25 protein-coding genes are annotated in these 24,164 nt (G+C 63.0%); 12 read left to right on the top strand and 13 right to left on the bottom strand.

Annotated features, from left to right (window positions below; genetic code table 11):
• Window positions 1-8 precede the first annotated feature (8 nt).
• The 3 genes from AC1RNN_RS10855 to AC1RNN_RS10845 are packed head-to-tail and all read right to left on the bottom strand — an operon-like array spanning window position 9 to window position 3,672.
• Window positions 9-938, bottom strand: coding sequence for a branched-chain amino acid ABC transporter permease (locus AC1RNN_RS10855; RefSeq protein WP_493089440.1), 930 nt, complete (start codon window positions 936-938; stop codon window positions 9-11).
• On the bottom strand, window positions 938-1,723 hold the full coding sequence (locus tag AC1RNN_RS10850) for an ABC transporter ATP-binding protein (protein WP_493089442.1): 786 nt from the start codon (window positions 1,721-1,723) through the stop codon (window positions 938-940). Before AC1RNN_RS10850 ends, AC1RNN_RS10855 begins: the two co-directional genes overlap by 1 nt.
• Window positions 1,720-3,672 carry an AMP-dependent synthetase/ligase gene (locus AC1RNN_RS10845; RefSeq protein ID WP_493089443.1) on the bottom strand — a complete coding sequence of 651 codons (1,953 nt, stop codon included), beginning with the start codon at window positions 3,670-3,672 and terminating at the stop codon, window positions 1,720-1,722. The genes AC1RNN_RS10850 and AC1RNN_RS10845 overlap by 4 nt, the downstream gene beginning before the upstream one ends.
• Before the next feature lie 159 nt (window positions 3,673-3,831).
• On the opposite strand from AC1RNN_RS10845, the gene AC1RNN_RS10840 reads away from it, so the two are divergent.
• From AC1RNN_RS10840 to AC1RNN_RS10830, 3 genes are all read left to right on the top strand, one after another.
• Window positions 3,832-4,572, top strand: a complete 741-nt coding sequence (locus AC1RNN_RS10840) for a Crp/Fnr family transcriptional regulator (protein WP_493089445.1) — start codon at window positions 3,832-3,834, stop codon at window positions 4,570-4,572.
• 157 nt (window positions 4,573-4,729) lie between these two features.
• Entirely contained in the window at window positions 4,730-5,170 is a 441-nt protein-coding gene (locus AC1RNN_RS10835; RefSeq protein ID WP_493089447.1) for a hypothetical protein, read from the top strand.
• 233 nt (window positions 5,171-5,403) lie between these two features.
• Window positions 5,404-5,628, top strand: a complete 225-nt coding sequence (locus AC1RNN_RS10830) for a hypothetical protein (protein WP_493089449.1) — start codon at window positions 5,404-5,406, stop codon at window positions 5,626-5,628.
• On the opposite strand, the gene AC1RNN_RS10825 is transcribed toward AC1RNN_RS10830, so the two are convergent.
• Window positions 5,596-5,916: a J domain-containing protein gene (locus AC1RNN_RS10825; RefSeq protein ID WP_493089451.1), complete on the bottom strand. Its 321-nt coding sequence runs from the start codon at window positions 5,914-5,916 to the stop codon at window positions 5,596-5,598. The two genes, AC1RNN_RS10830 and AC1RNN_RS10825, sit on opposite strands and share 33 nt — an antisense overlap.
• A gap of 133 nt (window positions 5,917-6,049) precedes the next feature.
• Between AC1RNN_RS10825 and AC1RNN_RS10820 the strand changes: the two genes are divergently transcribed.
• Window positions 6,050-6,568 (top strand): CBS domain-containing protein, encoded by a 519-nt coding sequence (locus AC1RNN_RS10820; RefSeq protein WP_493089453.1) that lies wholly within the window; start codon window positions 6,050-6,052, stop codon window positions 6,566-6,568.
• 14 nt (window positions 6,569-6,582) lie between these two features.
• A complete protein-coding gene (locus AC1RNN_RS10815; protein ID WP_493089455.1) occupies window positions 6,583-7,404 on the top strand; it encodes an alpha/beta fold hydrolase in 822 nt (273 codons plus the stop codon).
• On the opposite strand, the gene AC1RNN_RS10810 is transcribed toward AC1RNN_RS10815, so the two are convergent.
• The 3 genes from AC1RNN_RS10810 to AC1RNN_RS10800 all read right to left on the bottom strand — a co-directional run bounded on the left by AC1RNN_RS10810 (window position 7,401) and on the right by AC1RNN_RS10800 (window position 10,645).
• The gene (locus tag AC1RNN_RS10810) at window positions 7,401-8,132 is read right to left on the bottom strand and encodes a proteasome-type protease (RefSeq protein ID WP_493089457.1); all 732 of its coding nucleotides are present in this window, start codon (window positions 8,130-8,132) and stop codon (window positions 7,401-7,403) included. The two genes, AC1RNN_RS10815 and AC1RNN_RS10810, sit on opposite strands and share 4 nt — an antisense overlap.
• Window positions 8,129-9,043 (bottom strand): transglutaminase-like domain-containing protein, encoded by a 915-nt coding sequence (locus tag AC1RNN_RS10805; RefSeq protein WP_493089458.1) that lies wholly within the window; start codon window positions 9,041-9,043, stop codon window positions 8,129-8,131. The genes AC1RNN_RS10810 and AC1RNN_RS10805 overlap by 4 nt, the downstream gene beginning before the upstream one ends.
• A gap of 255 nt (window positions 9,044-9,298) precedes the next feature.
• On the bottom strand, window positions 9,299-10,645 hold the full coding sequence (locus AC1RNN_RS10800) for a dicarboxylate/amino acid:cation symporter (RefSeq protein WP_493089460.1): 1,347 nt from the start codon (window positions 10,643-10,645) through the stop codon (window positions 9,299-9,301).
• Between the two features lie 220 nt (window positions 10,646-10,865).
• On the opposite strand from AC1RNN_RS10800, the gene AC1RNN_RS10795 reads away from it, so the two are divergent.
• Entirely contained in the window at window positions 10,866-11,819 is a 954-nt protein-coding gene (locus AC1RNN_RS10795; protein WP_493089461.1) for a pseudouridine synthase, read from the top strand.
• A complete protein-coding gene (locus AC1RNN_RS10790; protein WP_493089463.1) occupies window positions 11,819-13,084 on the top strand; it encodes an esterase/lipase family protein in 1,266 nt (421 codons plus the stop codon). The genes AC1RNN_RS10795 and AC1RNN_RS10790 overlap by 1 nt, the downstream gene beginning before the upstream one ends.
• Here AC1RNN_RS10790 and AC1RNN_RS10785 read toward each other — a convergent pair.
• Window positions 13,081-13,341 carry a hypothetical protein gene (locus AC1RNN_RS10785; protein ID WP_493089464.1) on the bottom strand — a complete coding sequence of 87 codons (261 nt, stop codon included), beginning with the start codon at window positions 13,339-13,341 and terminating at the stop codon, window positions 13,081-13,083. The two genes, AC1RNN_RS10790 and AC1RNN_RS10785, sit on opposite strands and share 4 nt — an antisense overlap.
• Before the next feature lie 214 nt (window positions 13,342-13,555).
• Between AC1RNN_RS10785 and htpG the strand changes: the two genes are divergently transcribed.
• The 4 genes from htpG to AC1RNN_RS10765 all read left to right on the top strand — a co-directional run bounded on the left by htpG (window position 13,556) and on the right by AC1RNN_RS10765 (window position 17,401).
• Window positions 13,556-15,550, top strand: coding sequence for a molecular chaperone HtpG (htpG, locus tag AC1RNN_RS10780; RefSeq protein ID WP_493089466.1), 1,995 nt, complete (start codon window positions 13,556-13,558; stop codon window positions 15,548-15,550).
• A gap of 211 nt (window positions 15,551-15,761) precedes the next feature.
• Window positions 15,762-16,454 (top strand): putative signal transducing protein, encoded by a 693-nt coding sequence (locus tag AC1RNN_RS10775; protein WP_493089468.1) that lies wholly within the window; start codon window positions 15,762-15,764, stop codon window positions 16,452-16,454.
• Window positions 16,455-16,508: 54 nt separating this feature from the next.
• Complete coding sequence (locus tag AC1RNN_RS10770) at window positions 16,509-16,943, top strand: hypothetical protein (protein WP_493089469.1); 435 nt, start codon at window positions 16,509-16,511, stop codon at window positions 16,941-16,943.
• 17 nt (window positions 16,944-16,960) lie between these two features.
• Window positions 16,961-17,401, top strand: a complete 441-nt coding sequence (locus AC1RNN_RS10765) for an FKBP-type peptidyl-prolyl cis-trans isomerase (protein ID WP_493089471.1) — start codon at window positions 16,961-16,963, stop codon at window positions 17,399-17,401.
• A 10-nt stretch (window positions 17,402-17,411) separates the two neighbouring features.
• Here the strand turns inward: AC1RNN_RS10765 and serA are convergent, their stop codons facing one another.
• The 4 genes from serA to AC1RNN_RS10745 all read right to left on the bottom strand — a co-directional run bounded on the left by serA (window position 17,412) and on the right by AC1RNN_RS10745 (window position 21,837).
• Window positions 17,412-18,647, bottom strand: coding sequence for a phosphoglycerate dehydrogenase (gene serA, locus AC1RNN_RS10760; protein WP_493089473.1), 1,236 nt, complete (start codon window positions 18,645-18,647; stop codon window positions 17,412-17,414).
• Window positions 18,648-18,651: 4 nt separating this feature from the next.
• Window positions 18,652-19,995, bottom strand: a complete 1,344-nt coding sequence (locus AC1RNN_RS10755) for a PQQ-dependent sugar dehydrogenase (protein WP_493089475.1) — start codon at window positions 19,993-19,995, stop codon at window positions 18,652-18,654.
• Complete coding sequence (locus AC1RNN_RS10750; RefSeq protein ID WP_493089477.1) at window positions 19,985-20,563, bottom strand: ferritin-like domain-containing protein; 579 nt, start codon at window positions 20,561-20,563, stop codon at window positions 19,985-19,987. Before AC1RNN_RS10750 ends, AC1RNN_RS10755 begins: the two co-directional genes overlap by 11 nt.
• Window positions 20,564-20,694: 131 nt before the next feature.
• Window positions 20,695-21,837, bottom strand: coding sequence for a M14 family metallopeptidase (locus AC1RNN_RS10745; RefSeq protein WP_493089479.1), 1,143 nt, complete (start codon window positions 21,835-21,837; stop codon window positions 20,695-20,697).
• 146 nt (window positions 21,838-21,983) lie between these two features.
• Here AC1RNN_RS10745 and AC1RNN_RS10740 point away from each other — a divergent pair, with 146 nt between their 5' ends.
• Window positions 21,984-22,187, top strand: a complete 204-nt coding sequence (locus tag AC1RNN_RS10740) for a putative motility protein (protein ID WP_493089480.1) — start codon at window positions 21,984-21,986, stop codon at window positions 22,185-22,187.
• An 89-nt stretch (window positions 22,188-22,276) separates the two neighbouring features.
• On the opposite strand, the gene AC1RNN_RS10735 is transcribed toward AC1RNN_RS10740, so the two are convergent.
• Window positions 22,277-23,773: a M48 family metalloprotease gene (locus tag AC1RNN_RS10735; RefSeq protein WP_493089481.1), complete on the bottom strand. Its 1,497-nt coding sequence runs from the start codon at window positions 23,771-23,773 to the stop codon at window positions 22,277-22,279.
• Between the last annotated feature and the right edge of the window lie 391 nt (window positions 23,774-24,164).

Here is a 24,164-nt window from a genome sequence, read left to right as displayed (position 1 = left end):
TCTTCCCCTTACACGCGGTCGATGATCTTCTCGCCGAACAAACCTTGTGGCCGGATGAGAAGAAAGCCCAAGGCCAGTACATAGGCAAACCAGATTTCGATGCCACCGCCCACCATGGGACCGAGGTACACCTCGGACAGCTTCTCGCCCACGCCGATGATGAGACCGCCCACGATGGCACCAGGCACCGAGGTGAGGCCGCCCAGGATGACCACCGGCAGGGCACGCAGCGCCACGGTGGTCAGCGAGAACTGCACGCCGAGCTTGCTGCCCCAGATCATTCCGGCCACCAGGGCCACCACACCTGCTACGCACCAGACGATGACCCAGATGCGGTTCAACGGAATTCCGATGGACTGGGCGGCCTGGTGGTCATCGGCCACAGCGCGCAGCGCCCGGCCCGTGGCGGTCTTCTGGAAGAAGAGGCTGAGCAGGGCCACCAGCGCGGCGGCGATGATGGCGGCGTAGAAGTCTTCCTTGTTGATGAGGATGCCGCCTTCAAAGGTGCTCTCCAGAATCATCACCGGGTCCTTGGGCATGCCGATGTCGATCTTGTAGATGCTGCTACCAAACAGGGTCTGGCCCAGACCTTCCATGAAGTAGGTGATGCCCAGCGTGGCCATGAGCAGCGTGGCGCCCTCCTGGTTCACCAGATGGCGCAGCACAAGGCGCTCCACCATCCAGGCCACGACGAACATCACGGCACCGGCCCCCACAAAGGCCAGCACATTGGCAGCGATGGGACTGGCAATCCCCAGGTGTAGCGGAATCCATTCCGCAAAGCGCGCCATGGCCAGGGCCGCGAACAGCACCATGGCGCCCTGCGCAAAGTTGAACACGCCCGAGGCCTTGAAGATCAGCACAAAGCCCAGCGCCACCAGCGAATACAACATGCCGGCCATCAGGCCGCCCAGGAGGGTTTCGAGAAAGAAAGCCATCAGTGAGAAGTCCCCAGATAGGCGCTGATCACGTCAGCGTTGTTGCGCACCTCATCGGGCGTACCGTCGCCAATCTTCTTGCCGTAGTCCAGCACCACCACGCGGTCACTGATATCCATGACCACGCCCATGTCGTGCTCGATCAACACCACCGTGGTGCCGAACTCGTCGTTGACATCGAGCACAAAGCGGCACATGTCCTGCTTCTCTTCGACGTTCATGCCGGCCATGGGTTCGTCCAGCAGCAGCACCTGCGGCTCCATGGCCAGGGCGCGGCCCAGGTCCACGCGCTTTTGCAGGCCATAGGGAAGCTGTCCCACTGGCGTCTTGCGGTAGGCCTGGATCTCCAGGAAGTCGATGATGCGTTCGACATACTCGCGATGACGGATTTCCTCGCGCTCGGCCGGGCCCAGGCGCAAGGCCTGCAGCAATATGTTGCTTTTGATCTTGAGGTTGCGCCCGGACATGATGTTGTCCAGCACGCTCATGCCCTTGAAGAGCGCCAGGTTCTGGAAGGTGCGGCCAATCCCCATGCTCGCGACCTGGTGGCTGTCCATATGCTTGAAGGACTGGCCGCGGAAGGTGATCGCACCCTCCTGCGGCGCATAGACACCGTTGATGCAGTTGAGCATCGAGCTCTTGCCGGCGCCGTTAGGTCCGATGATGGCCCGGATTTCGTGCTCCCGCACATTGAAGCTGATGTCGGTCAGCGCTTTGACGCCGCCGAATCGCAGGGAAATGTTCTTGACGTCGAGGATGACGTCACCGATTTTTTTGCTTGTCATGCGGCGGCCTTCACGGGGGCAAAGGTCTTGGCGTCTTCGATCTTGAGCGTGGCGCTCACGCTGCCGGTGCGCCCGTCTTCAAACTTGACCTGGGTTTCGATGAATTGACTGGTCTTGCCGTCGTACAGCGCATCCACCAGCACCTGGTATTTCTCGGCAATAAAGCCTCGCCGCACCTTGTTGGTCCGCGTCAGTTCTCCATCGTCCGCATCCAGCTCCTTGTGCAGCACCAGAAAGCGGGAGATCTGGCTGCCGGCCAACAGCGCGTCGGCACTCAGGTCGGCGTTGACCTTTTCCACACACTCCTTGATCAGCTGGTAGACCTCCGGTTTTTGCGCCAGATCGGTATAGCCGGCGTAGGGCAAGTTACGGCGCTCGGCCCAGTTGCCCACGGCCTCAAAATCGATGTTGATGAAGACGCACACCTTCTCGCGGCCATCGCCATAGGCGACAACCTCCTTGATGTGGGAGAAGAATTTGAGCTTGTTCTCCACATACTTGGGTGCAAACATGGCGGCATCGAATGCGCCGCCCCGGATGCGACCCACGTCCTTCACGCGGTCAATGATCTTGAGGTGGCCGTGGGCATCGATAAACCCGGCGTCGCTGGTGTGGTACCAGCCGTCAGCGGTCAGCACCTCGGCCGTGGCACCGGGGTTCTTGTAGTACTCCTTGAGCAGGCCGGGGGACTTGACCAGGATCTCGCCGTTGTCCGCCACCTTGATCTCCACGCCCTCGCAGGGCACGCCCACGGTGTCGGCGCGCGCCTGGTTGTCGGGCTGCAGACAGACGAACACCGCCGTCTCCGTCGAGCCATAGAGCTGCTTGAGGTTGATGCCGATGGAGCGGTAAAACGTGAACAGGTCCGGACCAATCGCCTCACCCGCCGTATAGGCCACGCGCACGCGGCTGAAGCCCAGGTTATTGCGCAGCGGGCCATAGACCAGCACATTACCCAGTGCATACAGCGCACGGTCCGCCGCCGACACTGGCAAGCCATCCATCAGCGCGGGACCGACCTTCTGGGCCACGCGCATGAAGTAATGAAACATGTTGCGCTTGATGGCGCCGGCATCTTCCATACGGATCATCACCGTAGTCAGCATGCCCTCAAACACCCGCGGCGGTGCGAAGTAGTAGGTGGGTCCAATCTCTTTCAGGTCGATGCTGGAGGTGGCGCTGCTCTCGGGGCAGTTCACCACATAGCCACATGCCAGCCACTGCGCATAGCTGAAGATGTTCTGCCCGATCCACGCAGGCGGCATGTAGGCCAGCACATCTTCGTCACTGGTGAGCCGGTCGAACATGGCGCCCGCCCGAGCGCGGTTGAGCAACGAGTCGTGCGTGTGCACCACGCCCTTGGGGTTGCCCGTGGTGCCGGAGGTGAAGAACATGGCCGCCACATCGGTGGGACGGATAGAGGCCACAGCGTTGGAAAAAAAGCCAGGGTGCGCCGCAGCGTAGGTCTTGCCGCTGTCCAGCAGTGCGTCCAGCGCCTGCAGGCCGGGTTCGTTGTAGTTGCGCAGGCCGCGCGGGTCGTCAAAGTAGATGTGGGCCAGCTGCGGGCATTGCGCGCGCGCCTCCAGCAGCTTGTCCACCTGCTCCTGGTCTTCCGCAAAGGCGAAGCGCACTTCGGCATTGTTGAGCGGGAACACGCACTCGGGCGCAGCGGCGTCCTGGTAGAGCGGAATGGGAATGGCGCCCAGGCTTTGCGAGGCCAACATGGTGGCGTAGAGGCGCGGGCGGTTGGCCCCCACCACCACCATATGCTCGCCGCGCTGCAAGCCAGCCTGATGCAGGCCACAAGCCAGATGCGACACCATGTCCGCCAGGGCGGACCAGCTCAGCGTCTGCCAGATGCCGTACTCCTTCTCACGCATCGCTGGCGCCTGGGGTCGCTGGCTGGCGTGCTGCAGCAACAACTGCGGGAATGTCGTTTGTGGTCCCATTGCATGTCACCTCGTTATGGCCGCTCGGCGGGTAGCCGGGGGCTTTGGTATGGGGCGAATGGTAGGACTGCATTTGACGCCAAGTTGTCGTTTGGACGACAATTTCAGCAGTTCTTGCTAGGTGTTTTCCCTTCGCTTATTCGCAACTTACAAGCCCGCATGCGCACCCCGGCCCCCAGCTCCGACACCACACTGCACCAGCGCCGTCGCCCCCTGACCGAGGGCGAGCTGGCTGCGATTCCCTGGCTGCAGGTGCTGCTGCCCGATGAGCGCCAGCGCGCCGTGGACGACCTGCGCATTGCCGAGGCCGAGCCCGGCGAATACCTTTGCCGCATGGGCCGGCCGGTGACCTACTGGTTTGGCGTGGTGGATGGCCTTCTGAAGATGAGCAGCGACAACGCCGAGGGCCAGACCATGACCTTCACCGGCGTGCCGCCCGGCGGCTGGTTTGGCGAAGGCACGGCCCTCAAGCGCGAGACCTACCGCTACAACATCCAGGCCCTACGCAAGAGCCTGGTAGCGGGCCTGCATGTGGACACCTTCCATTGGCTGCTGGACCACTCCATCGGCTTCAACCGCTTTGTGATGAACCAGCTCAACGAACGCCTGGGCCAGTTCATCGCCGCGCGCGAGATCGACCGCATGACCAACCCTGACATCCGCGTGGCTCGCAGCCTGGCCTCGCTCTTCAACCCCGTGCTCTACCCAGGTGTGGGCGAGGTGCTGCGCATCACCCAACAGGAGCTGGCCTACCTGGTGGGCCTGTCCCGCCAGCGGGTCAACGAAGCGCTCAACGCGCTGGAGGCGCAGAGCTTCATACGGGTGGAATACGGCGGGCTGCGGGTACTGGATTTACAGGCGCTTCGGTCAAGGGTGTTTACACGACAAATCAGCTCTTAGCCCTTATAGATATTGCGCAAGCAGCTATTATTTTCATCGCGAACTACTTTGACATTTTCGAAATTTTCACTCTGTCCGGGTGAAGCTGGCAGGGCACTTCCCGAGCAGCTGGTTACAGTTGCCAACATACAGAAAGCCGCTCGTCCGAGACATCCCCATGAACGTTCATTGTCGAAAAGGTGCCTTGCTTCTGGCGCTGTTGCCATGCTGGTGTTTTGCGCAGCAAGCGTCCTTTTCCGGGATCTGGAGCCTTGATCTTTGCTCTGCGCAGGAGCGAAATCGGCATGTGGAATGTGGGACAGCAACCTTTGAACTCACCCAATCGGGCGACAAGATTACCGGCAATCACTACATGGCCACACCACAATGCGGCCGCCTGAACAAAGGCGGAGAAGGGACCGTAAAGGGGATTGCAGTGGGCAATACCGCCTTGCTGGTCGTCACCAGTGGCAGAAATGGCGCCATGGTCTTGGGACGGGCCAAGCTGGTCCGGGATACGTTGCAGTGGGAAGCCGGCGAAGAAATCAAAAGTGGTGACCCCGGAGGGGATTCGCCATTGATCCTCAACAAGGGAATCCTGACCCGAGAGAGTCACTGAGCGGTTCACCTCGTACGCCCAAAATCAAGCGGCGTCTGCGACGACGCTCGCGAGCCTCGAGTCAGCGACCCTGTTCAAGGGGGCGTGCGTTTGCGCACAGAACCACGCAGGGTTCGGGACTACGCTTGTCCGCAGCCCGACACCATGCCGCAGCACGCGGCCATGACCCAGGGCCCCTGAGCGATACAGCACATGAATGTGCGGTCGTTTTTCCCTGAACAAGGAGGTACACCGTGACACCTACAACTGGGTCCAGTTCGCGCATTTCGGATTGGGAAACGCTGGCCAAGGCACTGGAGGACATCAGAGACGCCTGGCTAGAGATCTCATGCAGCCTGAGCGATATTCAGGCGGAAGTGCCTTCCCCACTGCGTGATGAAGCCGAGGCCATGACAGGAAAATACCTTGAGGGCTTTCGCATTGCGTCACACCAGCGGCCGAAAGGCGAACAGGCGTAACCCCAACTCTCCAGAGGCGAGTGGTACGGTATTCGCGAAGGGCGAGCGTCGCTCGCTGCCGGTACTGACGATTCCCAGGCCACGGTCATAGACCATGCGCCGCTGCGGGTCTGACAGCACTGCATACGCCTGGTTGATCTGTGCGAGCCGGGCACCGGCACCCGCCATGCCTGGGCACTTGTCAGGATGGTGCTGTTGGGCCAGACACCGGTAGGCCGCCTTAATCATCGGCGGGCTGGCACGCGGGCACAGCTCCAGGGCGTCATACCAGTTGGGGGCGTGTGTCATCCCACCCACAATGCAGCAAATGCTTGGAACTGCCTGTGCTGCAGCGCACATTTGAGAAAAATACCCACGCTGGCTCCACTTTCTGTACGTTGACAAACAGACACGGTTGCGGGTGGCGCGCCACCATGCTCCCATGAGCCATGACTTTCTCCATATCGGCACCCTGGATGGGGGCTCCGAAACATCCGCACACGGCACAGCCAAACCCGCCTTGGTCGACAGCATCTACGCCATCACACACACCCGACTGCTGCGGGTGAGGGCCGACGCGTCATTGGCCAAAGTGGCAGCCCTGTTGGCCGACGCACAAATCGGCATGGTGGTGGTGTGCGATGCCACGGGTTCCATGGTGGGCACCATCACGGAGACCATCCTGGTACGGCAACTCGGGTTTGCCAAGGCGGACATCTTTTCCACACAGGCCGAACAGGTCATGGAACGTGGCCACCCGGTGTGCGCGCCCGGCGACTCCATTGCAGAGGTACTGGCCGTGATGCACCAACGCGGGCACGTCCACGTCCCCGTGGTCGGCACAGACAACATACCCCAGGGCGTTCTCAATGCACGCGACGGACTACGCGCACTGTTGACGTCAGGCGCTTACGAAGAGGCGCTCCTGCGCAACTACGTGATGGGCGTGGGATACCACTAACACAGGGAAACACTATGGTCATGGTCAAAACCGCTGACAACACGGCGTTGTATGTCAAAGACTGGGGTGCCGGGCGTGCCGTGGTGCTGCTGCACGGCTGGCCACTGTCCTGCGACACATGGGATGAGCAGGCCATGGCGATAGCGCAGTCTGGCTATCGCGCGATCAGCTACGACCGGCGCGGGTTTGGCCGCTCCACCCAGCCTTGGGGCGGCTACGACTACGACACCCTGGCTGATGACCTGGCCGCGGTGATCGACCAGACCGGCGCACAGGATGTCACGCTGGTGGGGTTTTCGATGGGCGGAGGCGAGGTGGCCCGCTATATGTCGCGCCATGCCGGCAAGTCGGTGGTGAAAACCGCGCTGCTGGCATCGGTGGTGCCCTGCATGCTGCAATCCGATGAGAACCCCCTTGGCACCGCACAGTCGGCGTTTGACCAGATGACCCAGAGTCTGCAAGACGACAGAGCCAAGTTTTACCCGGGATTCTTCAAAGACTTTTATGGCGTGGGGCTGATGTCCCATCCCGTCAGCAACGAGCGGGTGGAATGGTCATGCCGCCAAGCCATGCAGGCCAGCCTGCCCGCCACGCTGGCATGTGCCAAGGCGTTTGCCAGCACCGATTTCCGGGGTGACTTGTCAGCTTTCACCGTTCCCACGCTGGTGGTACACGGCACTGCGGACAAGATTGTGCCCATCGACGCCGCAGGCCGCGCAGCGGCCAGGGGCATTGCCCAATCTACCCTGCTGGAGTACGACGGCGCCCCACACGGGCTGCTGGCCACGCACCAGCGGCAGCTTTGCCAGGATTTGCTAACCTTCATCCGCGCCTAGGGCAGGCCCCACTCCAATACCGGCAACTCGTGGAACACCCGGCGGGTGCCGAGCAACCACTGTCCGGTGAGTTGGGCGAAGTAGGGATCGTTCTCGTCGAATCTGCGCCGCTTGCTGACCCGCAAGCTGTTGTTGTCGTAGCACAGTAGGTCAATGGGCATGCCCACGGACAGGTTGCTGAGCATGGTGGAATCAAATGACACCAGCACGCATTTGGTGGCGTCCTCCAGCGTGGCACGGGAGGTGACCGCCAGATCCAGAATCGGCTTGCCGTACTTGGCCTCACCGGTCTGCAAAAAAATGGTGTCGGAGCCGGCCTCGATGAAATTGCCTTCGGCATACAGGCGAAACAGGCGCATGGGCTCGCCTGCAATCTGCCCGCCCAAGATGAACGAGGCATTGAACTTGAGACCATCCGGCTCCATGAAGGGGGCATCGCGGCGTTCGATGTCGCGCATGGCATCGGACACCAGGTTGGCCACATCAAACATGGATCCCACACTCCACAAATGCGGCGGGTCGCCCAGTGCACGCTGGCGCAATACATTGATGATGGCCTGCGTGGCAGCCAGCCCCCCGGAGCTCAGCAGCACGATAACCCGGCTGCCCGGGCTCTCGAAGACCATCATCTTGCTGAACTTGGCATAGTTATCCACGCCCGCATGGGTGCGTGAATCACTGGCAAAAATTAGCCCCTCGTCGAGCCGGACGCCCACGCAGTACGTCATGCGCGAAGAGGCACCTCGTCGGCCCAGACGCTGAAGCGCTGCAGGGTGTTCGGGCCGAAGGTATTCGTGAGCGCCACATCGCAGGCATCACGGCCACGCGCCATGAGCACACGGCCGATGCGCGGAGTGTTGTTGCGCGCGTCGAAGGTGAGCCACCGTCCGCCCAAATAGACCTCAAACCAGGCAGCGAAGTCCATCGGGTCCGGGCTGGCCGGGATACCGATATCCCCCAGATAGCCAGTGCAGTAGCGCGCCGGAATGTTCATGCAGCGGCACAGCGTGATGGCCAGATGGGCATAGTCCCGGCACACACCCTGCCCCTCGTTGAAAGCCTGCAGGGCGGTGCGCGTGCGGCGCGCATGGTGGTAGCCGAACTCGATGTGGCGGTGCACAAAGTCACAGATCGCCTGCACGCGCGCCCAGCCTGTGGGGCCGTTGCCAAACTCGCGCCAGGCGAAGTCCGAGAGCTCGTCTGTCTCGCAGTAGCGACTGCCCAGCAGATACACCAGCACGGCTTCAGGCAATTGCTCTACCGGCGTCTGGTGCAACATGGGCAGTACCGTATCAGGCATCCCGCTGTCGTGCACCAGCGCATCGGCGCGCAGCACCAACCGCCCCTTGGGAGCCACGATACGGCCACACCAGTTGCCAAACCGATCCCGGTAGGCGTCCAGGGCCACGGGTGGCTCGCTCACCAGCACATCAGGAACGATCAAGTCGCCTGCACGTGTGTAGTGAATGCTGAGCGCCAGCAGCATGGGCGTGGGGGCAGGGCACAGGTATTCGAGCTCAAACCCGACGCGGATTTGCAGCCCGGTACCCGAAGCGCCGGGCTGCAACGAAGGCCGGGGCAGGGCTTCCAGCGCTTCGCGCGCGGGGGAGGAGGTATCCAGATCCAGGGAAAGCAACATCGCCATCTCCTCAGACCGGGATGATGCGCACATGGCGCAGGGCGATTGCCGCGCCGACGGCTCTGACCGGCTCCCCAAGAACCCTGGACAGCTTTCGGCTGAACGGGTCACGCCGCAAACTGCCAAGCAGCACTGCATTCCGGTAAAGGCTCATGAGTGATCTCCCAAAGAGGCCCATAGTGCGCCTCCTGACGCCGGCGCACCGTTCGCCAACGCACATAGCCCGGCAGCTTGCACCGCCGGGCTGCGAGCCACTCAGCCCTTGGCGGGCGTTACTGCCATGTGCTCCACGCGCTGGTCGAGGATGCCTTCGGGGTCCTGGGCTTCCTGTTGGGTGGGATTGTTCAGGCCGGCCTGCAGGCGCTGCGTATCGAGGTCGCCGGTCCATTTGGCCACCACCAGGGTGGCCACGCCGTTGCCCACCAGGTTGGTCAGCGCACGGGCTTCAGACATGAAACGGTCGATGCCGAGGATGAGTGCCAGGCCCGCCACGGGCACGCCGCCCACGGCAGAGAGTGTGGCCGCCAGCACGATGAAGCCGCTGCCAGTGATGCCGGCGGCGCCCTTGGAGGTGAGCAGCAACACGGCCAGCAGGGTGAGCTGCTGCACCAGGGTCATGGGCGTGTCGGTGGCCTGGGCGATGAAGACGGCGGCCATCGTCAGGTAGATGGAGGTACCGTCGAGGTTGAAGGAGTAGCCGGTGGGGATGACCAGGCCGACGACGGACTTGCGCGCACCCAGATTTTCCAGCTTTTCCATCATGCGCGGCAGCACCGATTCGGAGGACGAGGTGCCCAACACGATGAGCAGTTCTTCCTTGATGTAGCGCACGAACTTGAAGATGCTGAAGCCGTGCAGCTTGGCAACCACGCCCAGCACGCCGAAGATGAAGAACAGGCAGGTCAGGTAGAAGGCACCCATGAGCTTGCCCAGCGAGAACAGGGAGTCCACGCCGTACTTGCCGATGGTGAAGGCCATGGCACCGAAAGCGCCGATTGGGGCAACTTTCATGATGATGCCGACGATGTCGAACAACACATGCGAGCTCTTCTCGATGAAGTCGAACACCATGGTGCCGCGCCCGCCAAACTTGTGCAGCGCAAAGCCGAACAGCACCGAGAACAGCAGCACCTGCAGGATCTCGCCCTTGGCAAACGCATCGACCACCGAGGTGGGGATGACGTTGAGCAGAAAATCCACCGTGCCCTGCATCTTTCCGGGACCGGTGTAGGCGGCGATGCCCTTGGTGTCCAGCGTGGTCGGGTCCACATGCATGCCCACACCGGGCTGCAGCACGTTGACGACGACGAGGCCGATGATCAGGGCCAGCGTGGAGACGACTTCAAAGTACAGCAGCGCCAGGCCGCCGGTCTTGCCGACCTTCTTCATGTCTTCCATGCCGGCAATGCCGATGACCACGGTGCAGAAGATGATGGGCGCGATGATCATCTTGATGAGCTTGATGAAGCCGTCGCCCAGGGGCTTCATGTCTGTCCCCAGCTGCGGGTAGAAATGGCCCAGCAGCACGCCCACCGTGACGGCGAACAGGACCTGGACGTAGAGGGATTTGTAAAGCGGTTTGCGCGCTGGGGTTGCGGACATGGAGATGACCTTTTGGGGGGAGTGAATGGCAGGGCGCGACGATACGGATTGCCCCCAAACACGCCAACTGTTGCGTTCAACAGCTAGGGTTTACCCTAGATGTCTTTCGCGCATGCACAGCGTGATTTTTCTGCCTCGTACAACCCCACGCAGCTACATAACAACTCGGCACCCAGCCCGCGTAAAATATGCGCAAGCAGCTCCTAAAAATATAGCAATCATGACCGACCAGAAACCGCCCGCCCCCATCTTCCGCCGCGCCGCGCCGCCACCGGGCCGGGTGAAGGCCGCCATCCCCGCAGGCCAGACCAATACCGCCGCCCAAGGTGCCGGCGGCACGGTGCGGCTGAACAAGCGCATGGCCGAGCTGGGCCTGGCCTCGCGCCGCGAAGCGGACGACTGGATTGCCAAGGGCTGGGTCAAAGTGAACGGCAAGGTGGCCGAGATGGGCATGCAGGTGCTGCCCAACGTGCGCATCGAGATCGACAAGCAGGCCCAGGGCCAGCAGGCCAACCAGGTCACCATCCTGCTGCACAAGCCCATCGGCATCGTCAGCGGCCAGGCCGAAGACGGGCACGAGCCTGCCATCAAGCTCATCCAGCCGCAAAACCGCTGGGCCGACGACAACGCACGCTTTTTCTTCCACGGCAGCCAGCTCAAGAGCCTGGTACCGGCTGGCCGGCTGGACATTGATTCCACCGGCCTGCTGGTGCTGACGCAGGACGGCCGCGTGGCCCGCCAGCTGATTGGCGAAGACTCGGTGATGGAGAAGGAATATTTGGTGCGTGTGGTCTACACCGGCGTGGCCAACGCCGCAGCGGCCACCTCGCCGGCCGCCACCTACGGCGGCAAGGTGCAACAGCTCAGCCGCATCGACGATGACGACCCCATCAGCAACGATGTGCAAAGCGTATTCCCCGCCGAGAAACTGCGCCTGCTGCGCCACGGCCTGCGACTGGACGACCAGGCACTCAAGCCCGCCAAGGTGGAATGGCAAAACCCCGAGCAGCTGCGCTTTGTGCTGACGGAGGGCAAAAAACGCCAGATCCGCCGCATGTGCGAGCTCGTCGGCCTGCGCGTGGTGGGCCTCAAACGGGTGCGCGTGGGTCGCGTCATGCTGGGCAATCTGCCCGTGGGCCAGTGGCGCTACCTGCAGCCGCACGAAAAGTTCTGATGGCGCTGCCGCCCCGCCCCAAGGCCCTCCAGCACTTTCGCGCGACGGACTTGCGCGGCGTGGTGCAGCTGGCCACCCAGGCCACCCGCGGCGTGGCCCGCATGGCCGAGGGCGTGCACCAGTCGGTTTGGGGCAGCATGGGCGTGCGGGGTGGCAAGACCGCCGGCACCACACGCGGGCTGACGGGCCTCATCTACCAAACAGTGCAGAGCGTGACCCAACTGGTGGGCAGCGGGGCCGATGCCATCCTGGCAAGGCTAGAGCCCCTGCTGGATGCAGCCGATGCGGCCACCCCTGAGACACCGCAGCGCGAGGCTGTGCTTGCCGCGCTCAACGGCGTGCTGGGTGATCGCCTGGCCGCCAGTGCCAACCCACTGGCCACACGCATGCAGTTGCGCTACGCAGGCACTACGCTGGACTGGAATGCTCCCGCCACACTACCCACGGCCACAGCGGTGAGCGGCAGGCTGCTGATCATCATCCACGGCCTGTGCATGAACGACCTGCAGTGGACCCACACCACGGCCGATGGCGAGGTGCGCAACCATGCCAGCGCTCTGGCTGCGCTGGGCTACACGCCGGTCTACGTGCGCTACAACACGGGCCTGCACACCTCGGGCAACGGTGCGATGTTGGCAGCCGAACTGGGCCAACTGATGGCCCATTGGCCCGTGCCGGTGACAGAGATCAGTGTGCTTGCGCACAGCATGGGCGGGCTGGTCACGCGCAGCGCGGTGCTGCAAGCCGGGCCCTCCACACCGTGGTGCAAGGTCTTGCAGAACATCATCTTTCTGGGCACGCCGCACCATGGCGCGCCGCTGGAACGCGCGGGTAACTGGGTGGATGTGATTCTGGGCGCCACGCCCTACTCGCGCCCCTTCGCCAAGCTGGGCCAGTTGCGCAGTGCCGGCATCACCGACCTGCGCTACGGCGTGGTCAGCCCGCAGGACTGGCAGGGCCGCAACCGCTTCCAGAAAGGGCCGGACCGGCGCACGCCCGTGCCACTGCCCGAGGGTGTGGCCTGCTACACCGTGGCCGCCACCACCGCCAGCCGGCGCGGCGCACTGGCCGACCGGCTGCTGGGCGACGGCCTGGTGCCACTGCGCAGCGCGCTGGGCCTGCACGACGAAACACAGCGCACCCTGGTGTTTGCCAAACCCAGCCAGTGCATTGCCTACAGGATGAACCACATGGAGCTGCTGCACCGGCCCGAGGTGACGGCGCAACTGCTGGCTTGGCTGGCGCCGGGCGCTGACGCACCCTAAGTCTTGTCCTTGGGCAGCGGCTCGCCATCCAGGCCCAAGGGCTGGGTAGGCTCATAGCCATGGGGCGGCGGGGTGTCGGGTGCACCCTTGCCCTCTTCCAGCAAGCCGCCCACGCTGGCTTCCCACAAGCCCCAGGCCGTATCCGTATCGCTTTCGGACACGTCGGGCAGGGGCAAGGGGTCCAGCAACGCGTCGTACGCTTTGGGCGTACTGGCCGGGCCTGCGGGTGGTTTGGGCGGTGACTTGTCTGGCGTCATGTGGCGGAGTCCCTGGCTGCTTTTTTGCCAATGTAGTCCCAAGCCCGGGCGAAGGGAAGGGGCCACCCCAAGCCCCTGGGCGGCACTCGCCTATGGGCCGGATGGAGCCAGCAGGCTTGAAACATCCGCCCTCGCCCATAATTGCGGGTTGCCCGCGTCGCAGGCACCGCCTTGCGGGCGCGTGAACCGTTTTTTAAGACCCTGAGACTGACTTATGACCAAGCAAACCATGAATTTCCAGGCCGAAGTGGCCCAGCTGCTGCACCTGGTAACGCACTCGCTGTACTCCAACAAGGAAATCTTCCTGCGCGAGCTGATCTCTAACGCGTCCGACGCCTGCGACAAGCTGCGCTTTGAAGCCATCAACAACAGCGGCCTGTACGAAAACGACCCTGAGCTGAAGGTCAAAGTCACCTTCGACAAGGATGCCAAGACGCTGACCATCACGGACAACGGTATCGGCTTATCCATGCAAGAAGCTATCGACAACCTGGGCACGATTGCAAAAAGCGGCACCAAAGACTTTGTGAGCAAGCTGACCGGCGACCAGAAGGCCGACAGCAACCTCATCGGCCAGTTTGGCGTGGGCTTCTACTCAGGCTTCATCGTGGCCGACAAGATCACCGTGGAATCCCGCCGCGCCGGCCTCAAGGCCGACGAGGCCGTGCGCTGGGTCAGCGACGGCGGCGCCAGCGGTGGCGGTGCCTTCGAGGTGGAAGGCATCACGCGCGAAGCCCGCGGCACCAGCGTGATCCTGCACCTGCGCGAAGACGCCTCTGACTACCTGCAGACCTGGAAGGTCAAGGGCATCATCAGCAAGTACTCGGACCACATCAGCCTGCCCATCCTCATGGAAAAGGAAGAGTGGAAAGACGGCGAGCTGATCAACCCTTCGGACGAGAATGGCGGCCGCCAGCCCGGTGGCATGGTCAAGACCGGCGAGTGGGAAACCGTCAACAAGGCCAACGCGATCTGGAGCCGCGCCAAGAAGGACGTGACCCAAGAGCAGTACGACGACTTCTACAAGCAGATCAGCCACGACTTTGAGGTCCCCCTGGCCCACACGCACAACCGCGTGGAAGGCAGCACCGAGTACACCCAGCTGCTGTACGTCCCCGGCAAGGCGCCCATGGACCTGTACAACCGCGACCGCAAGGGCGGCCTCAAGCTCTATGTGAAGCGTGTCTTCATCATGGATGACGCCGAAGCCCTGCTGCCCGGCTACCTGCGCTTTATCAAGGGTGTGGTCGACAGCGCCGACCTACCCCTGAACGTGAGCCGTGAACTGTTGCAGGAGAGCCGCGATGTGAAGGCCATCCGCGAAGGCAACACCAAACGCGTGCTCTCCATGCTGGAAACCCTGGCCAAGCAGGACAAGGTGCCAGAAGCTGGCGCCGATGGCGTCACTGACGTGTTAAGCGCCGAAGAGAAGGCTGAACAGGAAGCCAACGCCGGCAAGTACACCAAGTTCTATGCCGAGTTTGGTGCGGTCCTGAAGGAAGGCCTGGGCGAAGACTTCAGCAACAAGGAACGCATCGCCAAGCTGCTGCGCTTTGCCAGCAGCACCAGCGACACCGTGAGCGTTTCACTGGCCGACTACAAGGCCCGCATGAAGGACGGCCAAGAGGCCATCTACTACATCACCGCCGACACCCTGGCTGCCGCCAAGAACAGCCCGCAGCTCGAAGTCTTCAAGAAGAAGGGCATCGAGGTGCTGCTCATGACCGACCGCGTGGACGAGTGGGCCCTGAGCTACCTGCACGACTTTGATGGCACGCCCCTGCAAAGTGTGGCCAAGGGTGCGGTGGATTTGGGCAAGCTGCAAGACGAAGCGGAGAAGAAGGCTGCCGAAGAGGCCGCCGAAGCCTTCAAGCCCGTGCTGGCCAAGCTCAAGGAAGCGCTCAAGGACAAGGCCGAGGACGTGCGCGTGACCACACGCCTGGTCGACAGCCCCGCCTGCCTGGTGGTGCAAGACCACGGAATGAGCACCCAACTGGCCCGCATGCTGAAACAAGCTGGCCAAGCTGCGCCCGAGGTGAAGCCCGTGCTGGAAGTGAACGCCGAACACGCGCTGGTGAAAAAACTGGATGGCTCGGTGCACTTCAACGACCTGGCCCACATCCTGTTCGACCAGGCCCTGCTGGCCGAAGGCGGCCTGCCGGCCGACCCAGCTGCTTATGTGAAGCGCGTGAACGCCCTGCTCGTTTGATGTCCGAATGGATTAGAGAATCAACCTCTAACCCCCGTGGAATATGCGCAAGATGCTACTGAATATATAGCAGATTCCGTGTGAATGAGAAGCCCTGCAGTCGGAAGACTGGCGGGGCTTTTTTCTTGAACAGAGCGGGACATAGGCCACACCCCTTCCGCCGTCGCGCGAGTACGGTACCCTGCACGCAGTCACACCCAGGGAGCAAAGAATGGCAGATGAATTGACAGAAGACGCAGGAGACTTTGTGCGCGTGGCAACCTGCGCAACGCCCACCGAAGCGCATGTACTCAAGGGCGTACTGGAATCCAATGGCCTCAAGGCCTTCATCGCGGATGAACACCTCGTGCAGATGAACTCCTGGCTCACCCAGGCGGTTGGGGGTGTACGGGTTCTGGTTCCCGCGTCTCAGGTCTCCGAGGCCAAGCAAGCCATTGCCGAGTTCCACGCGGGCAACTACCAGCTCGCAGACGACGGAGAGGTGGCCGCTGTGGTGCACGCCGAGCAGCCCGCAGCTGTATTCAATCCAGACCGTGCGGCATTGCTCAGCTTTTTTCTGACGCCTGCATTTCCGATCGTGATCCAAATCGTCAATGCCCAGCTCCTGGGCCCGGCAGCACGCCGCATCAGCCATTGGGTTTGGCTGGCGCTGCTGGGCGCCGCAAGCGTGACCAGCATGGCCATGTTCCACATGCTGAATACCGGGACCTTTGTCCTGTTCCGGGCCAGCTTCTTCCTTTGGCCATTGACCGTCTTTTGGTATTTTTTTGCAGGTCAGCGCCAGAGCCGCATGCTCCTGTCGACCTATGGGCCGCAGTACAGGCGGCGCAGCCTTTTGTCACCATCGTTATGCACTGCCGCAGCCATGCTGGTGCTGGGCTGGGCACTGAGCGAGTTGGCTTAAAGCCCCCGTACCATCCGTCAGTTCCAGGGCGTCTCGCCCAGCCACCTCTTCAACATGCACCACCCCGTCTCCGCCATCCGGCTCTCCAAACCCTTCTGGGCCCTGCTGGCCCTGTATTTCGTCGCCAGCCTCACCCACTTCGCGCACAACGCAGAGTTCATTGCCATCTACCCCAACCTCCCCGTCTGGATGACACGCGAATCGGTCTACAAAGCGTGGCTGGTGGTCTGCCTTCCCGGGGTGCTGGGCCTGGCCCTGCGCAGCCTGGGCTGGCGGCGCAGCGGGGCCTTGCTGCTGGCGGTGTATGGCGCACTGGGACTGGCCGGCTTGCTGCACTACACACTGGCGCTGTGTGGCGAGCACACGCTGGCCACGAATCTCACCATCTGGTTTGAGGTGTTGACGGGTGCGGTGCTGGCCGCGGTCGGCCTCACCACCGCGCTGCGTTCGCGCAAGGTTGAACGGCTGGCGGCGACAATGCCGCAATAACAACCCAGGGATACCCCATGCACACCACCCTCCGCATAGCCGCCCTCACACTCGCCTTGTTCGGCGCCACCAGCTGGGCCCAGGACGCCACCCTCACCGCAGCCGCCAAGGAAGACGGCGCCGTGACCAGCAGCTCCGGCCTCATCTACCGCAGCCTCAAGGAAGGCAGTGGCGCCAGCTCCAAGGCCAGCGACACGGTGAAGGTGCATTACCGCGGCACACTGGCCGACGGCCGCGAGTTCGACAGCTCCTACGCACGTGGAACGCCGCTGGAGTTTCCGCTCAACCGCGTGATTCCCTGCTGGACCGAGGGCGTGCAGCGCATGAAGGTGGGCGGCAAGGCCAAACTCACCTGCCCTGCTGCCATTGCCTATGGCGCGCGCGGCGCTGGCGGAGTAATTCCGCCCAATGCCACACTGCAGTTTGAGGTGGAACTGCTGGGCATCAACGGAAAATAAGCCGTAGCGGCTAGACCCAGCGGCACCGCACAGTGCCGGGAATGGCGCACAGACGATCCAGCGCGGGCAGGTCGGTCGTGCCCTCCACATCCACCACCACATAGCCCATGTCGCCATGGGTGCTGAGGTACTGAGCGGCAATATTGGCCCCTGCAGCCGACAGCAGTGCGTTGAGTTGCGCCAGGACACCTGGCGTGTTGTGGTGGATATGCAAGAGCCGTTGCCGCCCGGCCTGCGCAGGAAGCGCCACCTTGGGGAAGTTCACCGCCGCGATGGTGGAACCGTTGAGGGCATAGCGCACAAGCTTGGTAGCCACCTCTTTGCCAATATTGGCCTGGGCCTCGCGTGTGGAGCCAGCAATGTGCGGTGTCAGCACCACATTGTCAAACCGGGATAGGGGGGAATCAAATTCGGTTTCATTGCCCCAAGGCTCCAGCGGGAACACATCCACCGCCGCACCGCTCACATGTTTTCTGTCCAGGGCCAAGGCCAGGGCATCAATATCGACCACCGTACCGCGGGACGCGTTGATGAGGTGGCTGCCGGGTTTCATCTGATCGATTTGCTCGGCACCAAACATACCCTGTGTTTCGGGTGTCTGCGGCACGTGCAGACTGACAACATCGGCCTGCTCCAACAGCGCGGGCAGACTGGGCATTTCTTTTGCATTGCCAAACGGAAGCTTGTCCTCGATGTCCACAAACAGCACCACCATCCCCAACTGCTCCGCCAGCACACCGACTTGCGAACCGATGTGCCCATAGCCCACCAGCCCCAGGGTCTTGCCCCGCACCTCGTATGAAGACGCGGCACTTTTCACCCACAGCCCGCGGTGCAAGTCGGCATTGCGCAGAGGAATGCCGCGCAACAGATAGATGATGTGGGCCAGCACCAGCTCCGCCACACTGCGCGTATTGGAAAACGGCGCATTGAACACCGGCAACCCCAGGCGCGTGGCTGCGGGCAGATCCACCTGGTTGGTGCCAATACAGAAGCATCCAATGCCGATGAGGTCGGGGGCGCCCTGCAGCACGGCTTCGGTCAGCTGCGTACCGGAACGCACACCCAACAGGTGCGCCCCTTGCAAAGCCTCGACCAAGGCGGCACCCACAGGTGCACGGGCCATCGATACAAGGTGGGAAAACCCCGCATCGCGAAAGGTGCTGGCAGCCGACGGGTCTATCCCCTCCAGCAAAACCACGCGCAGCGCATTGGCAGGGGGAGTCGCACCGGATGCCTGGGTCATGGCGTCAGGAGGCTGCGGCACGGCTCACACGCCACACGACATTGCCCACATCGTCCGCCACCAGCAGGCCACCCCGGCGGTCCAGCACCACGCCCACGGGGCGTCCATGGGCTTGGCCATCGACCCCCAAGAACCCTGTCAGTACATCCATGGGGAGCCCCACCGGCTTGCCCTGCGCAAATGGGACAAACACCACCTTGTAGCCGCTGTGCGGCCGGCGATTCCAGGAGCCATGCTGGCCAATGAACATGCCCTGCGCCAGGGCGGGCAACAAACCCTCACCCGTCGCAGCGGCAAGGCCCAGCGACGCGGTATGCGGCCCCAGCGCATAGTCCGGCATGCGGGCCTCAGCCAACAGATCCGGACGGGGCGGTGTGACCCGCGCATCCGATCGCCCGTAGTAGCCGTAAGGCCAACCGTAAAACCCGTTGTCGTGGACCTGCGTGAGATAGTCGGGCACCAGGTCACTACCGATTTCATCGCGCTCATTCACCGTGGTCCACAAGGCACCGGTGTAAGGTTCCCAGGCCAGGCCGTTCGGGTTGCGCAAGCCGCTGGCATAGATGCGTTGCGTCTGGGTGCGCAAGTCGAACTGCCAGATCGCGACCCGCCCCACCTCCACGTCCATGCCGCGCTCTCCCACATTGCTGTTGGAGCCCACGGTGACATACAGCTGCTGGCCGTCCGCACTGGCAATCAGGTTCTTGGTCCAATGGTGGTTGATGTAGCCTGCAGGAAGATCCAGCACTTTGGTGCCGGGCCCCGCAATATGGGTATCCCCAGAGGTATAGGGAAAGCGCAGCACCGCATCGGTGTTGGCGACATACAGGTCCGTACCCACCAGCACCATGCCGAAGGGGGAATGCAGTTGGTCCAGCAACACCGTACGCAGGTCGGCAACACCATCGCCATCGGTGTCACGCAGCAGGGTAATGCGGTCAGCACTCGGTCCGCTGGCGCCGGCCTTGCCCATCAGCCATGCCATGAACCAGCCCCTGGCGCTGGGCGCCTGGGTTGGCCGGGCCGGCGCATTGGTCTCCGCCACCAGCACGTCGCCATTGGGCAGCACCAGCAACCAACGCGGATGCTCCAGACCACTGGCAAACACACGCACCTGCAGGCCAGCGGCAGGGACAGGGGCCTGCCCCTGGCTCCAGCCTTGTGCGGGGGCAATGTTCATGGTTGGCACGAGGCTCACCACTGGCTCTGGCAAAGCCGGATAGGGCCCAGTACCTGCCAGCACAGACTGTGTCGCGACCTCCCCGCAAGCGCAAAGGCAGCATGCTGCACACAAGGCAAAAAGGTGCGCAAGCCGGAACATGCGGCACACCCGTGCATCAAGTGGCATGCAAACCAAGCAATTGCTGGGCCTGCAGGGGCTGGGGCGGCACATGCTGCAACAGATCGGCCAGATCATCGGCATGCTCCTCCTCAACCGCGAGGAGGCTTTCCAGCATGCGACGGGTGGTCGGGTCCTGGTCGCCCAGATACTGGATGAAGTGCCGGTAACTGTCGATCGCAATGCGTTCGGCCACCAGATTTTCCTTGATCATGTCCACCAGCGAGGCCGCTTCCATGTATTGCGCATGGCTACGCTCCACCAAGGTATCGGGTGCAAAGTCGGGCTCACCTCCGAGTTGCACAATGCGCTCGGCAATCAGGTCCACATGACCCAGCTCCTCGTTGGAGTGGATCAAAAACTCCGAGGCAACCGCCTGCGAGTGAATACCACGCGCCATGTAGTGGTGGCGCCGATAGCGCAGCACGCACACCAGCTCGGTGGCCAGGGCTCCGTTCAGCATCTCCAGCACTGCGTGACGGTCTGCTGAGTACCCTTCGGTCACAGCCCCCTGCTCCATGTCACAGCGGGCACGCGCACGCAATGCGTCCACATCAATGGGCTTGGATCGGTCCATGGCAATACCTCTCAGTCGTTGTCCTAGGATCTAGGAATAGACGGAGCATGGGGCCAGCCGGGCGCGCGCACTGTGCGCTGGCACACATGCGGTACACGTTGAACGTGCACCGCAAACCCTGGGTAAGGCGCCTAGCGGCAGAACTGCAGCAGCGGCTGCAGCACGCTGGCGCCCAGGCGCTTGGAGCGTTCGCCGCTCCAGCCCACGGCGGCGTCGGGCAGGTCGGCGTTGTCCTTGAAGGGCATTTCAATCGTCAGCGCCAGGCAGCCGAACTGCTGGGCAATCCAGTTGGTGGCCAGCGTCATATTGGCTTGGCCCGGCGCGATCCGCGGGTAGTGGTGTGTGTCCTGGAAGTCCGGGCAACTGGCCTGCCAAGCTGTCTTGAAAGCGTCTTCGAGCGCTGCAATGCGCGGACTGTAGCCGGGCGTGCCCTCGGAGCCCACCACAAAGTTGTAGGGCAAGGCCTCGTCGCCGTGAACATCGAGGTTGATATCCACACCAGTGTCGAGCATGGCCTGGCGCACCAGCAGCACTTCAGGCGATGCCTCGGCGCTAGGGGCCGCCCACTCGCGGTTGAGGTTGGCACCGGCTGCATTGGTTCGCAGATTGCCCAGCACCGCGCCATCGGGATTCATGTGCGGCACCACATGGAAGATGCAACGCTCGCGCAGCACGCGGCTGACCGAGTCGTCCGCGTCAAGCAGGCGCTCCAGAAAGCCTTCCACAAACCATTCGGCCATGGTCTCGCCAGGGTGTTGGCGTGCAATCACCCACACCTTCTTGCGCTGTTCGGGCGGGGTTTCGCTGGCCTCGTCGGTGATGCGCAAGAGCGTCATGTCGCGCCCCTGCACCGTGCTGCCCAGGCGCTGCAAGGTCACCCAGGGCGAGTCGGCGGCGGAAGCCAGCAGGTCCAGGTGGCGCTCGTAGGAATAGGGCTCGAAGTAGGCGAAGTAGACGGCCTGCGCCAGCGGCGTGAGGCGCGCTGTCATTTCCTGGCCGTCGTACTCGGTGTCCACGCGCGTCCAGTTCTGGCGGTCGTGGCTGGCCAACACCTGGTAGCCCTCCCAGCCCTTGGGATAGGCGCTTGTGCCCGCATTGAGAAAGCGCAGCGTGACAGGCTGGTAGGCCGCGCCCTGCAAGCAGAAGTGGAACCATTGCGCGAACTCGGAGGCATTGTCCGGCCGGATGCGCAGCTGGATATCGTCGGCACTCTCCAGACGCACCACCTCAATGGCGCCGGAATCGAACTGGGTGGAAATATGAAGTGACTGCATGCAGAAAAGGGACAGAAGGCAAGAAGCGGGCGAACCAAGCGGAATTTCGGGCCCGGGCAATCCGTGGATTGTAGAAGTCGCCCTCAAGTTCCGGCGCCCGGATGCCGATACAGGGGCACTGCCCCTGCGCACTCCGGAGCCCCGCCATGAACATCGCCAGTACCCCCGCCGTACAAGCCGCCACTGCGGCCGCCCAAGGCGCTACGGCCGATGCCGTGCATCTTTTAGTGCTGAAAAAGGCCTTGGACCAGCAAACCGTGGCCGCGACCGCCCTGCTCCAGGCCCTGCCACCAGCACAACCCCTGGCCACCAGCGGCACGGTGGGTACCCGGCTCAATACCTTCGCCTGAAGCCACCCCATCCGTCCACGCAGATTCACCTAAAAATCTGTATCCAGCCCCCGTTGATGCTGCGCAAGCAGCTATCGAAACAATAGCAATTAAGGGGTATCCACCACCTTCACCGGCTGCCCTGCGGCGGGCTCGCCACCCCCGTAGTACCCGTTGATGAGACGCAGCTGCTGCTCGGGCCTCGCGATGGGCGAGGTCTTGGCCAGCTCGGCAAAACCGCCGCGCGGGTAATTCACGGTCTTGATGACCCAGGGGCGGGCGGCGCTGCGGTCTTGCGCGGTGAGGGTGCGGAAACTGCCTTCGGCTTCGCGCAGCATGGCGCGGGCGCGCTGCAGGGCATTGCTGTCCTTGGCGCTGCTCTGCAAAAGGTAAATGCGTTCACCCGGCCCGGTAACCACCGTGGCTTCCAGGGCCTGCACCTGACCATTGCTGCCCGCACGGGCACCGCTGAAGCGCGTGGCCTGCAGACCGTTCACGGTGGTGCTTTCCGTCCGGCCCTGGCTGGGCTTGAGCATGCTGCGGATCACCTCGTTGTGCGTCTTGCCGGCCTGCGGCGGCGCCACGCGCACCAGCAGTGCGGCATCCCGCGCCGTGTTGACCAGCGCGAGCTGGTCCGCGTCGTTCTGGATCGCCCAGCCGGCAGGTGCGGTGAGCGCAAAACCCAGCCCCTCGTGGTAGAAGTTGCGCCCACGCACCAAGCCCTGCTCCGGGCTGTCGCCAAAGGTCATGCCGGCAATCGCCTTGAGGTAGCGCGCGCGGCCCTCGTCCTGGTAGCCGCCCTGGCCTTTGTACTGCGCGGCCAGCGCGGTGATGGACTGCAGACGCTGGTCGTTGCTGGGGTGGGAAGCCAGCCAGTCGCTCTGTGCGGGGGCAGCGCGGCCTTCGGCCTTGGCCTGGTCAGCGGCAAAACGTTCCTGGTTCTTCAGCACGGTGATGACATTGACCATGTTGCGCGGGTCGTAGTGAACGCGCGAGAGGTATTCGGCCCCCAGACCATCGGCCTGCAGCTCCTGGTCGCGCCCGTAGGAGGCGATATAGCCCGCCGCCACACTTTGCGAGGCCTGGCTGGCCAACTGACCGGCACCGCCAAAGCCCTGGCTCTCCAGCACGGCCCCGAGCACGCTGGCGGCAAACACACCCAGCCCGGCGTTCTGCTGGCGCGTGGCGCGCTGCGCGCCGTGGCGCGCGGTCACGTGGCCAATCTCGTGCCCGATCACGCCCGCCAGATCGGCCTCGCTGTCCATATAGGCCATGATGCCGCGCGTCACGTACACATAGCCGCCGGGCAGCGCAAAGGCGTTGATCTCGGGGCTGTCCAACACCGTGAAGTGCCATTGCAACTGGCTGCGGTGGCTCTGCGCGGCCAGCTTCTGGCCCAGCGCGTTCACATAGGCCTGCACCGCCGGGTTGTTGTAGACGCCATATTCCTTGAGCACCTCCTGGTGCCCTTTGGCGCCTTCAGCAATCTCGTCGTCCTCGCTCATCACTGACATCTCGGTCTGTCCCGTGACCGGGTTGACCATGGCAGTGCCGCAACTGGTGAGTAGCAACGCGGCGAGCAAGAGGCTGGGGAGTTTGAGCTTCATTGGCTTGGAGTGGGTGGCGATGCTTGCATTTTAGGGAGGGCTGGGGATTGGGGCTCCCCGCGAGCCAGCGGATTTGGTGAGCAGGCAGCCCGTGTACCCGTTCTCCGGCCTCGTCGCGGGCGGCGGCTTCGGGTTCACTCGCGTTACTGCGTGAACGATGTGCTTGGCGCGCCTGCTCTGTGGCAACCGCGAGTGGGGCCTGCGCCCGGGTACACGGACTACCTGCCTGGCGTGGCGTGTAAGAAGAAAGGGAGAACTGGAAGATTAACCCGAACAGGGGATGCGCAAGGGAACAACAAACGGCCACAATGCGGGGCGGATTCAACCGGTCGCTGCAACACCTTAAATTCTGCATGAGCGGAAGGAGTGTTGCCAATGAAATACAGAACAA

Source organism: Rhodoferax sp. GW822-FHT02D07, from assembly GCF_058802405.1.
Note: the sequence above shows the minus strand (reverse complement) of the source record. Positions and strands in the feature narration are given on the sequence as shown.

Bases quoted from the DNA above. Each gene is read 5' to 3' on its own strand.
- AC1RNN_RS10855 (WP_493089440.1), bottom strand. From the start codon at position 938: ATGGCTTTCTTTCTCGAAACCCTCCTGGGCGGCCTGATGGCCGGCATG.
- AC1RNN_RS10850 (WP_493089442.1), bottom strand. From the start codon at position 1,723: ATGACAAGCAAAAAAATCGGTGACGTCATCCTCGACGTCAAGAACATT.
- AC1RNN_RS10845 (WP_493089443.1), bottom strand. From the start codon at position 3,672: ATGGGACCACAAACGACATTCCCGCAGTTGTTGCTGCAGCACGCCAGC.
- AC1RNN_RS10840 (WP_493089445.1), top strand. From the start codon at position 3,832: ATGCGCACCCCGGCCCCCAGCTCCGACACCACACTGCACCAGCGCCGT.
- AC1RNN_RS10835 (WP_493089447.1), top strand. From the start codon at position 4,730: ATGAACGTTCATTGTCGAAAAGGTGCCTTGCTTCTGGCGCTGTTGCCA.
- AC1RNN_RS10825 (WP_493089451.1), bottom strand. From the start codon at position 5,916: ATGACACACGCCCCCAACTGGTATGACGCCCTGGAGCTGTGCCCGCGT.
- AC1RNN_RS10820 (WP_493089453.1), top strand. From the start codon at position 6,050: ATGAGCCATGACTTTCTCCATATCGGCACCCTGGATGGGGGCTCCGAA.
- AC1RNN_RS10815 (WP_493089455.1), top strand. From the start codon at position 6,583: ATGGTCATGGTCAAAACCGCTGACAACACGGCGTTGTATGTCAAAGAC.
- AC1RNN_RS10810 (WP_493089457.1), bottom strand. From the start codon at position 8,132: ATGACGTACTGCGTGGGCGTCCGGCTCGACGAGGGGCTAATTTTTGCC.
- AC1RNN_RS10805 (WP_493089458.1), bottom strand. From the start codon at position 9,043: ATGTTGCTTTCCCTGGATCTGGATACCTCCTCCCCCGCGCGCGAAGCG.
- AC1RNN_RS10800 (WP_493089460.1), bottom strand. From the start codon at position 10,645: ATGTCCGCAACCCCAGCGCGCAAACCGCTTTACAAATCCCTCTACGTC.
- AC1RNN_RS10795 (WP_493089461.1), top strand. From the start codon at position 10,866: ATGACCGACCAGAAACCGCCCGCCCCCATCTTCCGCCGCGCCGCGCCG.
- AC1RNN_RS10790 (WP_493089463.1), top strand. From the start codon at position 11,819: ATGGCGCTGCCGCCCCGCCCCAAGGCCCTCCAGCACTTTCGCGCGACG.
- AC1RNN_RS10785 (WP_493089464.1), bottom strand. From the start codon at position 13,341: ATGACGCCAGACAAGTCACCGCCCAAACCACCCGCAGGCCCGGCCAGT.
- htpG (WP_493089466.1), top strand. From the start codon at position 13,556: ATGACCAAGCAAACCATGAATTTCCAGGCCGAAGTGGCCCAGCTGCTG.
- AC1RNN_RS10775 (WP_493089468.1), top strand. From the start codon at position 15,762: ATGGCAGATGAATTGACAGAAGACGCAGGAGACTTTGTGCGCGTGGCA.
- AC1RNN_RS10770 (WP_493089469.1), top strand. From the start codon at position 16,509: ATGCACCACCCCGTCTCCGCCATCCGGCTCTCCAAACCCTTCTGGGCC.
- AC1RNN_RS10765 (WP_493089471.1), top strand. From the start codon at position 16,961: ATGCACACCACCCTCCGCATAGCCGCCCTCACACTCGCCTTGTTCGGC.
- serA (WP_493089473.1), bottom strand. From the start codon at position 18,647: ATGACCCAGGCATCCGGTGCGACTCCCCCTGCCAATGCGCTGCGCGTG.
- AC1RNN_RS10755 (WP_493089475.1), bottom strand. From the start codon at position 19,995: ATGCCACTTGATGCACGGGTGTGCCGCATGTTCCGGCTTGCGCACCTT.
- AC1RNN_RS10750 (WP_493089477.1), bottom strand. From the start codon at position 20,563: ATGGACCGATCCAAGCCCATTGATGTGGACGCATTGCGTGCGCGTGCC.
- AC1RNN_RS10745 (WP_493089479.1), bottom strand. From the start codon at position 21,837: ATGCAGTCACTTCATATTTCCACCCAGTTCGATTCCGGCGCCATTGAG.
- AC1RNN_RS10740 (WP_493089480.1), top strand. From the start codon at position 21,984: ATGAACATCGCCAGTACCCCCGCCGTACAAGCCGCCACTGCGGCCGCC.
- AC1RNN_RS10735 (WP_493089481.1), bottom strand. From the start codon at position 23,773: ATGAAGCTCAAACTCCCCAGCCTCTTGCTCGCCGCGTTGCTACTCACC.